The sequence below is a fragment of the Bradyrhizobium sp. CCGB20 genome (assembly GCF_024199855.1).
In the GTDB taxonomy this organism is placed as follows: domain Bacteria; phylum Pseudomonadota; class Alphaproteobacteria; order Rhizobiales; family Xanthobacteraceae; genus Bradyrhizobium.
This window is the reverse complement of record NZ_JANADN010000001.1, coordinates 2,728,415-2,740,153: the sequence shown is the minus strand read 5'-3', so window position 1 is coordinate 2,740,153 and position 11,739 is coordinate 2,728,415. Positions and strand designations below refer to the sequence as shown.

Here is an 11,739-nt window from a genome sequence, read left to right as displayed (position 1 = left end):
CTTCGGCTCTGCTTTCGGCGTTGACAAAGCAAAGCACCTGATCCAAATACTTGTCAATGAGAAAGTTGCAAATGCAAATGATTGATATGCAAATATTGCTCATGCGAAGATTGACGCTTATTCCGGGCGGAGTTCTCCCGCCAGGATCCAAGTCCATGTATCGATTTTCGAATTCGCTGCCCTATCTGCTCGCCCGGCTCGGCGTTCGCATGGGCGACCTCTTCGCACGCGTGATCCGCCACGAGAAGTTGACGCTTCCGATGTACCGCGTGCTGGCCGCACTGTCGGAGCAGGGCCATCCGTTGCGGCTCGGAGAGATCGCCGAGCTGACGTCGGCCGACGTGTCCACCTTGTCGCGCATCGTCGCGGAGATGAGTCGCGCAGGCCTCCTGACACGCGACCGGCCCGAGAACGACCAGCGCAGCCTCCAGGTCGTGCTGACGCCGAAAGGCGCCGAGCTGGCGGGGCGGCTGATGCCGCTCGCCGCCTATTATGAGGAAGTCGCAACCGGCAGCATGTCCGCCAAGGAAGCGGCGGAGCTCAAGCGCGTGCTGGTCGAGCTCTACAAGAACATCGATCGGCTCGAGCAGGAAGTCGAAGCCGGATTGATCAAGGTGCCCCCGTCGGCGCGGCCCAAGGACGTCCGTGACGAGCAACCGGAGGCACGCGCCAGGGCGAGGCAGCCCCGCGCCAAGACATCAAGAAAATAGGGAAACCACCGAGGAGAGGACATGCGACAGAATCCCATCATCATTGCCGGCGGCGGCATCGGCGGACTTGCAGCCGCAATCGCACTGGCACAGAAGGGTTTTCAGGTCATCGTCCTGGAACGCGCGCCGCGCTACCAGGAGATCGGCGCCGGCATCCAGCTTGGTCCCAACGCATTCCACGCCTTTGATCGCCTGGCGCTCGGCGATGCCGTGCGCTCGATCGCGGTCTTCATCGATCAGCTCCGGCTGATGGACGCGATCTCGGCGGAAGAAATCACCAGCATCGATCTGACCAGCTATTTCCGCCAGCGCTTCGGCAATCCCTACGCGGTGGTTCACCGCGGCGATCTTCATGGCATCCTCGTCCGCGTCTGCGAGGCGCACCCGTCCGTCACGCTGCGCTCCGATTGCGACGTCGTCGGCTACGAGCAGAACGGCAGTTCGGCAACGGCGCGGCTCAAGTCCGGCGAGCGTGTCGCCGGGTGCTTCTTGATTGCCGCCGACGGCCTCCGCTCCCGCATTCGCCAGCAGATGGTCGCCGACGGCGCGCCACGGGTCGCCGGCCACACCACCTATCGTTCGGTCATCCCGACCGAGCAGATGCCGGAATATCTGCGCTGGAACGCCGCGACGTTGTGGGCCGGCACCAAGTGCCATCTCGTGCATTACCCGCTCTCGGGCTGGAAAGTGTTCAATCTCGCGATCACCTGCCACAACGATCCCGCCGAGGCGTTCGCGGCGAAGCCCGTGACCCACGAGGAGGTGCTCGCAGGTTTCCGGGACGTGCACCCGCGCGCCAAGGCGATCATTCATCATGGAAGGGACTGGAAGGCGTGGGTGACCTGCGATCGCGATCCGACCGATCGCTGGATCGACGGGCGCGTCGTTCTCCTCGGCGACGCCGCGCATCCGATGCTGCAATATTTCGCGCAAGGGGCCTGCATGGCGCTGGAAGACGCCGTCTGCCTCGCGGACGAGCTCGACGCGACGGAAGGCGATGTCACCCACGCGCTGGAGCGATACCGCAATGCCCGGATGCTGCGTACCGCGCGCGTCCAGCTTCAGGCCCGAGAGCTCGGCGACCACGTCTATCATCCGGCCGGCGTCCACGCGCTGCTGCGCAATCAGCTCATGCGCGAGACGAGCCTGGAGCGCTTCTGCGATAACCTCGCCTGGCTCTACCAGTCGCCATTTTCGGAACGGACGCCGGATGCGGCAAGGCGGGTCGCGTAGCGCTGAGCCGGTGCGCTTCGCCCTACGGGACCCAAGAGTGCCCGCCCCCATCAATTCGGCGGCACGTCGATCGGCACAAGAAACGCAAAGCCATATTTAGCGTCTTCGCCGCGCACCTCATCGAGGCCGCGTCCAAGTTCGACCGCGGCGATCTCCGCGGGAAGTGCGAGTCTGACATGCCGGACATCATCCGGGCGCAGCAGAGGCTTCCCGGCCGAACGCATACTCTCCAACTCCTCGACGAACCAGGCCTCCTGCACCCGCGTTCGGGCGGAGTGCAGCGACCTCGCCGAGAACGCCAGAACGGGCCGCTGATTGATCTCCAGCACGAAGCAAGGTTGTCGCGCCGCCTCTGCGGCGCGATTGCTCTTGCGTGCTGCCGACCTGCCCTCGGCCCGACTGCCTGTACGCGTCATCAGAAGTTGGCCGTGGCTGACAATCTGAACACACGCGGAGACCCCGGCGTGATGTTGTTATTCCCGTCGGCCGTCGAATAGTATTTCCGGTCGAGGAGATTCTCGATGTTGAGCTGGGCACGCCAGGTCTTGTCGAGCCTGAAGTAGACCGCGGCATCCACCCGCGTGAACTCCGGGATCAGTACGGTATCGTCGGATGACGCAAAGAAGTTCGAGTAGTGGATCACACCGAGGCCCGCGGCCCACTGCTCCGTGAACTGGTACTTGTTCCACAGAGAGAACGTATTGTACGGGACAAGCCCCACGCGGTTGCCGGCAAGAATGGTCGCCGAATTGTTGCTGGTGATCCGCGCGTCCGTGTAGGCGTAGCCGCCCATGACCTGCCAGGCATCCGTCACGTAGCCTGTCAACGACGCCTCGAAGCCACGGGTTTTGGTAGCGCCGCTCAAGATGAAGAACCCCGCGTTGTTGGGATCGGCGAAGCGCTGATTGGTGCGGTTCAGATCATATATCGCGGTGGCGAATTGCAGGCGCGGCAAGATGTCGTATTTGAGCCCGACCTCCCCGTTCACGAACTTCTCGGGGGCTGCGATGACGAGGCCCGGCGTCAGCACGCTGAACTGGTCGCCGGCACTCGGCAGATACGAGATGCTGTAGCTGCCGTAGATCGACAAATTCTCGAGCGGCTTGAACACGACACCGGCACGCGGCGATACCAGATCATCGACCCGGTTGAGCGCGACAAGTGTGCGGCGGTCCTGCGAGGTCAGGTCGAAATGGTCGAATCGCAGCCCGCCGATCAGCTCCAGATAACGCGTGATCTCGACCTGGTCCTGCACGTAGACGGCACCGAGATTGAGCTTGTAGGTGTTGTTGGCGTCCGTACCGCCGTTATTGGCGAAAGTGACCGGCACGTACGATGTCGGATTCCTCGGATCGATCGTGATGGTCGAGGCGACGCCGTTGAAGAGCCCGCTTTGCCGGTAGTTCAGGCCGTCCTGCCGACCCACCTCGGCGCCGAACACGACCGTATGGCGGATCGGGCCGGTGCCGAACTTGTAGGTGAGGTCGGTCTGGTTGAAGTAATTGGTCCGGTCGGTTTCGTTGTTGTAAGCGGAGAGATTGCTGGACGTGCCGGCGGCATTCACCGCACCCGCATTGGCGCCTCCGCCCGGATAGATGTTCTGGTAGAACTTGTCGTAATTGGCGATCTGGGACGAATTCTTGATCGTCCACCCGTTCTCGAAATCGTGCTCGACGACCGCGGTCCCGATATCGACGTCGGCGAGCGCATAGTTGAGGTTGGGATTGCCGAAGAACGCGGACGACGAAGTGTCGTAGGGATAGCGCGGGAAGGCGTTTCCGGCGCGGATTTGCGAGGGGATGCCGCGATCGACCGTACGCCGGTCGTGCAAATGCTCGTAGCTCAGCTTCACCGTCGTGGTGTCGTTCGGCGCGAAGGTCGCCGTGGGATTGATGGCCCAGCGCTCGAGGTTGACGAAATCGCGGTAGCTCTGCGTGTTCTCGTACATCGCGTTGAGGCGGAAGGCCCAGTTCTCGTTGATGGCCTGACCGACGTCGGTGGTCACGCGCCCGCCGGGATAGGAATTGCCGCCGACCGTCACCTCGCGAACGGTGGTGCCGTCGGCCTCCTTCAGCACGCGATTGACGACACCGCCACCGCCGCCGCGGCCGAAGATCATCGCGTTCGGCCCCTTCAGCACCTCGAGGCGCTGGAGGTTGTAGAAATCGCGGAAATACTGGACGTCGTCGCGTATACCGTTGGTGTAGAAATCCGCGTTGCTGCGCTGGCCGCGTATGACCAGATCGTCGCGATGGGATTCGCCCTGATGATAGATCACGCCCGGCACGTAGCGGGTCGCCTCACCGATCGAGGTGAACGCCTGGTCTCTGATGAACTCCTTGGTCAGCACCGTCACCGATTGCGGCACGTCGATGAGCGGCGTATTGGTCTTCGTTGCGCTGGTGACGCTCCGCGTGAGGTAGCCTTGCTGGCCCGTGCGTGCATCCTGATTGTTGACGCTCGGCGGCTTCTTTTCGGTTGGAGCCACTACAGCGGTCCGGCGGGTCGATTGCGCCGCGCGTGACGTGCTCGTGGTCTGCGCCCGACGTGCACGCTGCTGCGGAGGGGAAACGCTGACTGGCGGCAAGGTACTCGCTGCCTGCCCCTGCTGCGCGGAAGCCGAGCCGATCTGCATCGTCGGCCCGACACCAAACGACACTGCCGCACTCGTCGACAGCAAGATAGCACGCAAGGCCTTGCGGCCACTCCAACAACCCATATTCATCTGCAACGCCCCAAAATGTCGCGTGCCGTTCTGGAAAGACGGCTTCGCGGTCCCAAACCGAGGCGCATCTGCAATGCGAAGAATTAGATGAGGATTAGATCGGGTTTAGAATAGGTCGAGGCTCCCGGAATCCCGCACAGCAGTTTTTAGAAGTTCTAAATTTGTGCGCTGGCGGTTGACCATTTGGCCCTGGCGTCGAATGTGGCTAGATGATCAGGCCGCGGCTGACGACCGCGCCACGCAACGGCTCCCCTCCCGACAACGCGATTTTCCCAAACCAATGCGCCTTCTGCTGATCGAAGACGATCCGATGTTCGGCAAAGCGCTCGTCCGCGGATTGAAGCGAAACGGAATGACCGTGGACTGGACTCGCCACGGACACGACGGCCACGCCGCCCTGCAACGCGCCGAACACGCGATCGCCCTGCTCGATATCGGGCTGCCGGGAATGACAGGCTTCGAAATTCTCAAGGCGGCACGATCGAGGAAGGCCCCGCCCGTCCTGGTGATCACGGCTCGGGACCGGGTCGAGGACATGGTGACGGGGCTCGATCTCGGCGCCGATGACTACATCGTCAAGCCGTTCGAACTGCGCGCCCTGCTCGCCCGCATCCGCGCGATCATACGCAGGGTCAACGACCGCTCCAATTCGCTGATGAGCAGCAAGGAGATCACGCTCGATCCCTCGACTTACGTCGCGACCTTCCGCGGCATCCAGTCGACGCTGTCCGCGCGCGAATTCTCCGTAATGTACGCCCTGATGGAACGCCCCGGAACCATCCTGTCGCGCGGCCAGATCGAAAGCCGGATCTACGGCTGGAGCGACGAGGTGCAGAGCAATGCCGTCGACGTCGTCATCCACGGTTTGCGCAAGCGCTACGGCAAGGACATCATCCACAACATCCGTGGCGCCGGATGGATGGTCACCAGGTCCGGGGCATGAGCTCGCTCCGCAGGACGATCACCACGCGCGCGATGTTGTTGCTGGCGGCCATCGGCCTCCTGGCAACGGCGACGTCGCTCGGCCTCGTGACCTATGAAATGAACAAGTTCCTCGACGCGCAGTTGCAGGAGATCGCGGTCAATGTCGGACCGGGCGACCGCAAGGATGCGGGCCCGCTGCTCGAAAGCGAGGACGAGGATCAGCTGGTCGTCCGCATCTGGGATCGTTCGGGCGAACTGGTGCATCGCGCGGGGCCTGCGATTGATATCCCGTGGCAGCCGGTGCCGGGACTGTCCAATGTCACCGCCGGCGGACAGGATTGGCGTATCTATCGCTGGAGCCACGCGCAGCACGACGTTCAGATCGCGCAGACCTGGAGTGCGAGACACGAGATCGCGTTGCATGCTGCGACAGGCGCGGCACTTCCCCTGTTACTTGCCATCCCGCTGGTCGGGGCTGTTCTTGGTTGGTCGATCAAGCGCACCATGGGCGGCCTGCAACGCCTGTCTGCCGAAATCGGACGGCGCAGCGTCGACGCGCAAGAGCCTCTCCGTCCGGTCGGCGTGCCGGCGGAAGTCGCTCCACTGATCGTCGCCATCGACAAGCTCGTCGATCGTCATCGCTCGGCGCTGGAGGCCCAGCGACGGTTCGTTGCCGACGCGGCGCACGAGCTACGAACCCCGCTCGCCGCCCTCCAGATCCAGACCGAAAACCTCATCGCGGCGGATTTGCCCGGACAGACACGGGAGCTCGCGGACGAGCTTCGCGACGGCGTGAGGCGTGCGTCATATCTTGCAAGCCAATTGCTCGAAATGGCGAGGACGGAAGGCGCATCGCTCCAGAAGCGCGATGACGTCGATCTCGCCGCGCTCGCAACGTCGTTGCTCGCCGACTTCCATCCATTGGCCGAGGCACGCAACATCCAGCTCGCGATGACGGCGGATGCGCCCTGCACGATCCAGGGTGATCGCGACGCAATCGGCAAGCTGATCGGCATCCTCCTCGACAACGCCATCCGCTATTCGGAAGCAGGTGGCTCCGTGGAGCTCGGGATCGTCGATGACGGCAAGACCTGCGCACTGGAAATCGTCGACGACGGGCCGGGCATCCCCGAAGAATCGATGCCGTTCATCTACGACCGTTTCTTCAGGGCTGTGCCGCAAAGCGTCGAGGGAACCGGGCTTGGTCTTGCGATCGCCAAGTCGGCCGCCGACCGGCAGGGCTTCACACTGACGCATCGTAACCGAAACGGCGCGACCGGCATCATTGCCCGTATCGGATTTGGCAACACCGTCGCACCGACGCCGTGATCTACCCGATCGTCTGCAGCGCCGGGAACGTCTCCAGCAGCCAGATGCTCACATTCGAGACCGCGCCGGTGAGGAAGCCGATGCCGGTGATCACCATCAAGACGCCCATGGCGCGCTCGACATTGACGAGCTGACCCTTCATGCGCGCGAACAGTTTCGAGAACTGCTCGATCATCAGGGCGGCGATCAGGAAGGGAATGCCGAGGCCCGCGGAATAGACCGCGAGCAGGCCGGCCCCCTTCGTGACCGTGGCCTCCGCCGCGGCAATCGAGAGGATCGCGGCGAGGATCGGACCGATGCATGGCGTCCAGCCGAACGCGAAGGCGAGCCCCATCACATAGGCCCCCCAGAGGCCGACTGGCCTCGGTGCGGTCAGGCGCCCCTCGCGCATCAACAGGCCGATCCGCGTCAGTCCCAGGAAGTGGAGCCCCATGATGATGATGACGATGCCGGCGAGGATCGACAGCTCGGCCGACCAGGCGCGGATCAGCCCGCCGATCAGCGAGGCGCTGGCGCCGAGCGCCACGAAGACGGTGGAGAAACCGAGCACGAACAGCAGCGCCGCCATCATGATCGCGCGCTTGGAAGCCGAGGCCGGTTCCTCGCTCTCGACATGCTCGATCGTGGCCCCCGTGAGATAGATCAGGTACGGCGGAACCAGGGGCAGGACGCAGGGGGAGAGGAAGCTGACGAGGCCGGCAATCAGCGCCGCCGGGATCGAAACATTTTGCATGATGCAGTCGGAGCCATCTCATGCTCCGGGGCCGCGCGCGAAAATGCCCGCCGGATCAGAGCAGAACCGGCTCTGGTGTAACCCATGCCGGAGAATGCGCAACTGAGGCGCCATCAAACCAGGCTCCTCCCGATGCCGTCTGCGATCACAGATACGGCATCGGGACGCGCACAAATCTCGCCAAAAAGCGAGACTCGGCGGCGCGGCTACTTCACCACGCGGAGCAGCGGACGCCGGGGCTGGTCCTGCGTCTGCTTGGAAGGGGGCTGCGGTTCGCTTCCAGCGCTCCGCAGCATTTCGTCGCACAGCGCCTTGAGATCGGCACTGTCAATTCCTTTGAGCTTCATCCGCACATCGAGGATGACGATGGACAGCAGCTCGGCCGACTCGCGGCTGTTCATCTCGTTGAGGGCCTTGCGGCACTCCTCAAGCGTTTCCAGCACCGACTGCAACTGTTCGTCTGAATGCGACACGGGCGTTCTTTCCGTTAATTCGGCCTGCGAGACGTGCTTGTGGTGATCCCCTCGGCCCCCATGGGATACCGAGAATAACACGAGCCGTCTGCGCCTTCGAATATGATTTCCGTGTGTTTCTGCCTGGAAACCGTGGTTCCAGCGAACATTGCCCCGCTGCGCGGGAGGCCATTTTCGTGCCGGCCGGGAGTAAAACGCGTGGCGCTGGATGATTGATCCATTCCGCAAGGCGGCAGCTCCCGCGCAAGGATGTCCAATACGGACAGCGCCGACAATCCCGCAGCCATTTTAGGGCTCGCAACGGAACTCACGCCACACCCCTCATCCGGACGATAATCCTCCGTCCGATTCCCAGCCCCTGGCAGCACTTGGATACCACCCATGCGGCGGTAAGGATGGCGTTCAAAACTCGCCAGCCCCCAACCCGCAGTGGTTGTGGTTTGCGCCAGATTCTGCCAGTTTAGCGACCCGAAGGGACTTGTATGCACTCCTTGGCGGAAAGGGGCGTTCCACTGGAGGAACGCCCAAAGATCAACATCAGCGGCCTCTCCGATTGGGATGCGGCCCGCATATTCTTGGAAGTCGTTCGATGCGGCAGCTTTCGCTCGGCGTCTGAACGCCTGTCGCTGTCGATCAACGCCGTCCGCCGCCGGATTGATGATTTCGAGCGCCAGACCGGCACCACCCTGTTCACCCGCGACGTCCATGGCACGCATCTGACCGATGAAGGCGCACTGGTCGTCTCCGCCGTCGAGCGCATGGAGGCGGCGGCCTTCGACGTGCTGCGCACCAGCGATTCGACGGCCAACGCCCTGTCCGGCGAGGTTCGGGTGGCCGTCACCGAGGGTCTCGGGACGTTCTGGCTCGCCCCGCGGCTGGTCGAATTCCAGCAGGCCTATCCGAAGATCCTGGTCGACCTGCATTGCGCGATGCGCTCGGCCGACGTCTCCCGCCACGAGGCCGACGTCGCCATCCATTTGTCGCGTCCCTCGGCGCTCGACGTCAAGCTGGTGCGGCTCGGCCGCATGCACCTGATGTTCTGGGCTTCGGAAAAATACCTTGAGAAATACGGCACGCCGCGCTCGGCCGTCGAATTGATCAAGCACCGTCTGGTGCTGCAATTCGCCGACCAGCTCGCCGCCAAGGAAACCTTCGAGAGCTTCTTCCCGGGCGTTCCGGAACGTGACCTTCTGGTCATGAAGACCAACGTCTCAAGCGCCAACTATTGGGCGGTCGCGAATGGCGCCGGAATCGGCGTCTTCCCGAGCTACGCCATTGCGCTTGGCGGGAAGTTGATTCCACTGGAGGTCGAACTGAACCGACCGCTGGATATCTGGTTGTCCTACCACCCCGGTAGCGGCAGGATTCCACGCGTGCGGCACATGATCGACTGGCTGATCGAAGCTTTCAGCCCGGCTCGCTTCCCGTGGTTTAAGGAAGAGTTCGTGCATCCTCACGAATTCAAGGACTCGTATATGGGCGAACCCCTGACCCAGCTCTTCGGGGGATTTTCAACCGAAGAACAACGGTGAGAAACGAATATGAAAACAGCGGCGAAGAGAATGAAGCAGCGCAGTGCCGGCAAGCCGGACATTGAGCTGGGCAAGCGGATCCGTCTGCGGCGCGTCGAGATGAAGATCTCGCAGGCCGAGCTCGGCGAGAAGCTCGGCGTGAGCTTTCAGCAGGTCCAGAAATACGAGAAGGGCGTCAATCGCGTCGGCGCGGCTCGGCTTCAGCAGATCGCCACCGCCCTCGATGTGCCCGTGACCTTCTTCTATGACGGCGACAACAAGGCGCGCGAAGTCGAAAGCCTGCTCTTCCTCGATTCGGCCTTCAGCCTCCGCCTGCTGCGCGCCTACAGCAAGATCAAGGACCAGACGGTGCAGCGTCAGCTCGTCTCGCTGATGGAATCGATCGCAGCGAACGAAGGCTGAGCGGATCGACGCTCTGGCCTCTGCGGCCGATGTTCAATCCGCCGCGTCGCGGGGGTGCGGCCGGATTGAACGAGACCCAGTCCGCGCGCTTGCGCGCGGCTCTCTTTTCGGGGCGGCCAGGCCGCCCCTTTTTCTTGCCGGTTTCTTGGCAATTTGCCCGCCTTTGCGCGCGGATTTCGCGAACCCATCCCGCCCCTGCCGCGACCCAATCGAGAAGCCCCGCATTGGACGCGCGGGGCTTTCGACTGCCGAGCGCCCGTCCGGGCCTCGTCCTCATGGGGAAGATGGGACACATGTCGAAACGCCATGCGATGATCGTTGCCGTCGGCGTGCTCGCGAGCGCTTCCGCACTGGCGCAAACCGAAACCACGGGACAGGCGGGCCCCAGGCCGGCAACGGCGGCCGGTACGGTGCCGGCAGCGGCGAACCCGGCCCATGCAGCCGCGCCGAAGGCTGCAGCGCCCGCTTCGACGGCGGAGAGCCGCTCCGCCGCGGCGCTCGCGCTGACGCACGAGCCAACCTATGACGAAGGCTCGGCCCAGCGCATCAGGGATGCCGCGCTCAGCTATTCCGACCTTGCCGTACGCGGCGGCTGGCCGGCCATCCCCGCGGATGCCAGGTTCGCCCTCAGCGTTCAGGGCACCAGCGACGAGCTGCTGCGCAAGCGGCTGATCGTCTCCGGCGATCTTTCCGCCGACAAGGCGAGCGGCGCCTTCGACCAGGAGCTTGCGGACGCGGTCAAGCGCTTCCAGGCCCGTCATGGACTGGCGCCGACCGGGACCATGACGCCGCGCACGATCGCGGCGATGAACGTCTCCGTCCAGAAGCGCATCCGGCAGCTGGAGGCTTCGCTCCAGCGGCTCGAGAACATGAATTTCGGCTTCGGCCAGCGCTATGTCGTGGTCAACATCCCCGCCGCCTTCGCCGAAGCGGTCGAGAACGATGTGGTGGTGCGGCGCTATCGCGTGATCGTCGGCAAGACCGAAAAGCCTTCGCCGACGCTGACGGCCCAGATCACCAGCGTCGTGCTCAATCCGACCTGGACGGTGCCCTCCTCGATCGCGAAGACCGAGATCTCCGCCCATATGCGCAAGGATCCGACCTATCTGTCGCGCATGCACATGGAGGTGCTCGACGCCCACGACAATCCGATCGATCCGCATTCGGTCGACTGGTCGGGCACGCACACGCCGAACTTCACCGTGCGCCAGCACAACGGCACCTTCAACGCGCTCGGCGCGGTCAAGATCGACATGCCGAACTCCTATTCGGTCTACATGCACGATACCAACCAGCGCAACCTGTTCAACGACGACTACCGCTTCGATTCCCACGGCTGCTCGCGCGTCGACAATGTGCGCGATCTCGCCGCGTGGCTGCTGAAGGACCAGCCGAAATGGAGCCGCGCCGCGATCGACGCGGAGATTGCGAGCGGCCAGCACCTCGACGTCGCCATGGCGAAGAAGGTGCCGGTGGCCTGGATCTATCTCACGGCCTGGATGACCAAGGACCAGACCGTCCAGTTCCGCAACGACGTCTATAACCAGGACGAGCAGCTCCTGGAGGCGACCGCCGAGGAGGCGGCGTTCTTCAGCAATGCCGGCAATCACCCGCTCACCGCGCACATGACGCGCTAGAGCAATGCAATCGCGGTACAGGCGGATGCAAAGCCGCCTCC

11 protein-coding genes are annotated in these 11,739 nt (G+C 63.4%); 7 read left to right on the top strand and 4 right to left on the bottom strand.

Annotation, left to right across the window (positions count from 1 at the left end; genetic code table 11):
* Positions 1-155 precede the first annotated feature (155 nt).
* Together NLM15_RS12720 and NLM15_RS12715 are read left to right on the top strand one after the other, a co-directional pair.
* Positions 156-710 carry a MarR family winged helix-turn-helix transcriptional regulator gene (locus tag NLM15_RS12720; RefSeq protein WP_254117282.1) on the top strand — a complete coding sequence of 185 codons (555 nt, stop codon included), beginning with the start codon at positions 156-158 and terminating at the stop codon, positions 708-710.
* A gap of 21 nt (positions 711-731) precedes the next feature.
* A complete protein-coding gene (locus NLM15_RS12715) occupies positions 732-1,943 on the top strand; it encodes a 3-hydroxybenzoate 6-monooxygenase (protein ID WP_254117281.1) in 1,212 nt (403 codons plus the stop codon).
* A 50-nt stretch (positions 1,944-1,993) separates the two neighbouring features.
* Here the strand turns inward: NLM15_RS12715 and NLM15_RS12710 are convergent, their stop codons facing one another.
* Both NLM15_RS12710 and NLM15_RS12705 read right to left on the bottom strand, forming a co-directional pair.
* The gene (locus NLM15_RS12710) at positions 1,994-2,359 is read right to left on the bottom strand and encodes a hypothetical protein (protein ID WP_254117280.1); all 366 of its coding nucleotides are present in this window, start codon (positions 2,357-2,359) and stop codon (positions 1,994-1,996) included.
* Positions 2,359-4,431 (bottom strand): TonB-dependent siderophore receptor, encoded by a 2,073-nt coding sequence (locus NLM15_RS12705; protein ID WP_309144926.1) that lies wholly within the window; start codon positions 4,429-4,431, stop codon positions 2,359-2,361. Before NLM15_RS12705 ends, NLM15_RS12710 begins: the two co-directional genes overlap by 1 nt.
* Positions 4,432-4,948: 517 nt before the next feature.
* Here NLM15_RS12705 and NLM15_RS12700 point away from each other — a divergent pair.
* Complete coding sequence (locus NLM15_RS12700) at positions 4,949-5,611, top strand: response regulator transcription factor (protein ID WP_254124222.1); 663 nt, start codon at positions 4,949-4,951, stop codon at positions 5,609-5,611.
* On the top strand, positions 5,608-6,921 hold the full coding sequence (locus NLM15_RS12695; protein WP_254117278.1) for a cell wall metabolism sensor histidine kinase WalK: 1,314 nt from the start codon (positions 5,608-5,610) through the stop codon (positions 6,919-6,921). Before NLM15_RS12700 ends, NLM15_RS12695 begins: the two co-directional genes overlap by 4 nt.
* A 1-nt stretch (position 6,922) precedes the next feature.
* Here NLM15_RS12695 and NLM15_RS12690 read toward each other — a convergent pair whose 3' ends face one another.
* Complete coding sequence (locus NLM15_RS12690; protein ID WP_254117277.1) at positions 6,923-7,654, bottom strand: cytochrome c biogenesis CcdA family protein; 732 nt, start codon at positions 7,652-7,654, stop codon at positions 6,923-6,925.
* Between the two features lie 206 nt (positions 7,655-7,860).
* A complete protein-coding gene (locus NLM15_RS12685; RefSeq protein ID WP_254117276.1) occupies positions 7,861-8,127 on the bottom strand; it encodes a hypothetical protein in 267 nt (88 codons plus the stop codon).
* Positions 8,128-8,609: 482 nt separating this feature from the next.
* Between NLM15_RS12685 and NLM15_RS12680 the strand changes: the two genes are divergently transcribed.
* From NLM15_RS12680 to NLM15_RS12670, 3 genes are all read left to right on the top strand, one after another.
* Positions 8,610-9,659 (top strand): LysR family transcriptional regulator, encoded by a 1,050-nt coding sequence (locus tag NLM15_RS12680; RefSeq protein WP_254117275.1) that lies wholly within the window; start codon positions 8,610-8,612, stop codon positions 9,657-9,659.
* A gap of 30 nt (positions 9,660-9,689) precedes the next feature.
* Positions 9,690-10,061, top strand: coding sequence for a helix-turn-helix domain-containing protein (locus NLM15_RS12675; protein ID WP_212483101.1), 372 nt, complete (start codon positions 9,690-9,692; stop codon positions 10,059-10,061).
* Positions 10,062-10,354: 293 nt separating this feature from the next.
* Positions 10,355-11,698, top strand: coding sequence for a murein L,D-transpeptidase (locus NLM15_RS12670; protein ID WP_254117274.1), 1,344 nt, complete (start codon positions 10,355-10,357; stop codon positions 11,696-11,698).
* Positions 11,699-11,739 lie beyond the last annotated feature (41 nt).

What these genes read in the sequence shown, in the direction of transcription:
- NLM15_RS12680 (WP_254117275.1), top strand. Translation starts at nt 8,610, where the DNA reads ATGCACTCCTTGGCGGAAAGGGGCGTTCCACTGGAGGAACGCCCAAAG.
- NLM15_RS12710 (WP_254117280.1), bottom strand. Translation starts at nt 2,359, where the DNA reads ATGACGCGTACAGGCAGTCGGGCCGAGGGCAGGTCGGCAGCACGCAAG.
- NLM15_RS12700 (WP_254124222.1), top strand. Translation starts at nt 4,949, where the DNA reads ATGCGCCTTCTGCTGATCGAAGACGATCCGATGTTCGGCAAAGCGCTC.
- NLM15_RS12675 (WP_212483101.1), top strand. Translation starts at nt 9,690, where the DNA reads ATGAAGCAGCGCAGTGCCGGCAAGCCGGACATTGAGCTGGGCAAGCGG.
- NLM15_RS12670 (WP_254117274.1), top strand. Translation starts at nt 10,355, where the DNA reads ATGTCGAAACGCCATGCGATGATCGTTGCCGTCGGCGTGCTCGCGAGC.
- NLM15_RS12695 (WP_254117278.1), top strand. Translation starts at nt 5,608, where the DNA reads ATGAGCTCGCTCCGCAGGACGATCACCACGCGCGCGATGTTGTTGCTG.
- NLM15_RS12690 (WP_254117277.1), bottom strand. Translation starts at nt 7,654, where the DNA reads ATGCAAAATGTTTCGATCCCGGCGGCGCTGATTGCCGGCCTCGTCAGC.
- NLM15_RS12715 (WP_254117281.1), top strand. Translation starts at nt 732, where the DNA reads ATGCGACAGAATCCCATCATCATTGCCGGCGGCGGCATCGGCGGACTT.
- NLM15_RS12720 (WP_254117282.1), top strand. Translation starts at nt 156, where the DNA reads ATGTATCGATTTTCGAATTCGCTGCCCTATCTGCTCGCCCGGCTCGGC.